This is a genomic window from Phyllobacterium sp., from assembly GCF_037994425.1.
Taxonomy (GTDB): Bacteria; Pseudomonadota; Alphaproteobacteria; order Rhizobiales; family Rhizobiaceae; genus Phyllobacterium.
This window is the reverse complement of record NZ_JBBNAM010000432.1, coordinates 1-1842: the sequence shown is the minus strand read 5'-3', so window position 1 is coordinate 1842 and position 1842 is coordinate 1. Positions and strand designations below refer to the sequence as shown.

Here is a 1842-nt window from a genome sequence, read left to right as displayed (position 1 = left end):
GATCAGCGCTCGATCGAGTTGCGGTCCATGAGGAAGAACGGATCCGCACAAGTACGCCGTGCTCGTTGAGGACCTCCGCAGCGGCCGCGTCGAGCGCATATCCAAGAAGAGATAGGGCCTAGCAGGGTGTTGAAAAAGGTGCTCGCTGCACGTCACTGACCGTGATTCACTCTCTCCGAGGTGATTCGGAGAGAGATGTATGCGGGGCGGCGACGATCGGACTGGCGAACTGTTCAGCTACGTGGACCTCGAGGCGCGGGTGCGGCGAGATCATCCGCTGCGCGCGATCCGGGCGATTGTGAACGAGGCGCTTTCGGCGCTGGAGCGGGAGTTCGCGGCGTTGTATTCTCCGATCGGGCGGCCGTCGATCCCGCCGGAGAAACTGCTGCGGGCGATGCTGTTGCAGGCGTTCTACTCGATTCGCTCGGAGCGTCTTCTGATGGAGCGGCTGGAATACGATCTCTTGTTCCGTTGGTTCGTCGGTATTGGCGTCGATGACGCGGCCTGGGATCATTCGGTGTTCTCGAAGAACCGCGACCGGCTTCTGGAGGGCGCCATCGCGGCGAAGTTCCTGGCCGCGGTGCTGGCGCAGCCCAGGGTGAAGACGCTCCTGTCCACGGACCACTTCTCTGTCGACGGCACGCTGATCGAGGCCTGGGCGTCGATGAAGAGCGTCAAGCCGAAGGATGGCTCGGGCGAGCCGCCAGTGGGAGGCAGCGGTGGGCGCAACGCGGAAGCGGACTTCCACGGCCACAAGCGGTCGAACGAGACGCATGCCTCGACCACTGATCCGGATGCCCGGCTCTATCGCAAGGGGAAGGGCAAGGAGACCAAACTCTGCTTCATGGGACATGGCTTGATGGAGAACCGCCACGGCCTGCTGGTCGATGCCTGCCTGACGCCGGCCGACGGGCATGCCGAGCGGGTGGCGGCGCTGCACATGATCGAGCCTCGCGCCGACCGGCCGCAGCCGATTACGCTCGGCGCCGACAAGGCCTATGACGTGGAAGACTTCGTCAACGAGTTGCGCTCGATGCGGGTGACGCCGCATGTGACGCAGAACGCGAACGGCCGTCGTTCGGCGATCGATCGCCGCACCACGCGCCACGGCGGTTATGCCGTAAGCCTTCGCATCCGCAAGCGCATCGAGGAGGCGTTCGGCTGGATCAAGACCGTCGCAGGGCAACAGAAAACGAAGTTCCGCGGCCGCGACCGCGTCGGATGGGCCTTCACCTTCGCAGCCGCGGCCTACAATCTGGTGCGGCTCCCCAAGCTCATGGCGGAGACTGGCTGATGGCCAAGGTTCCCGCTTTCGCCAGGGCCTTTGCCGGCCGCTGGCGTATCGTCGAGATGGACAACTGGGAAAATGACTTCCTCGATCTCGTCGAAGTGGCGCATCTGACATTCAAAGGCGCGGCGGACGGCGAAATCGCCTTCGGCGCAATGAAGGGCTTCCTCGATGTCCGCTACGGCACCCGCGACGGTTCGGCCTGCGCGGAGTTCTCTTGGGAAGGGCACGATGAGAACGATCCGGCCTGCGGCCGTGGATGGGTGGTCATTGGCACCGCAGGGCGCCTCGTCGGTCACTTCTATATCCATAATGCCGACGATTCAGGCTTCGTGTGCGAGCGCGACTGACTTCTTCAACAGCCTGCTAGAGCCCATCCATTGACCGATGAATCGATTGTGAAGTGACAAGATGATGTTTGCCTGATTCTCATGTCCGTTTTCAAGAATTGCGACATAGGTTTCGCTTCGCTTTTTCAGGGCATGGAGCATTCTATGCTGCCTATTGCAGGACGCGGCGGCATTGAGACGACGGTTGATCAGACTTCTCTATTC

At 62.1% G+C, this 1842-nt stretch carries 2 protein-coding genes; both read left to right on the top strand.

All coding sequences use genetic code 11. The annotated features are described in order from the left end of the window. Positions 1-199: 199 nt before the first annotated feature. On the top strand, positions 200-1294 hold the full coding sequence (locus AAAB35_RS28360; protein WP_340671671.1) for an IS5 family transposase: 1095 nt from the start codon (positions 200-202) through the stop codon (positions 1292-1294). After that, entirely contained in the window at positions 1294-1638 is a 345-nt protein-coding gene (locus AAAB35_RS28355) for a hypothetical protein (RefSeq protein ID WP_340671670.1), read from the top strand. The genes AAAB35_RS28360 and AAAB35_RS28355 overlap by 1 nt, the downstream gene beginning before the upstream one ends. The last annotated feature ends 204 nt before the right edge of the window (positions 1639-1842 follow it).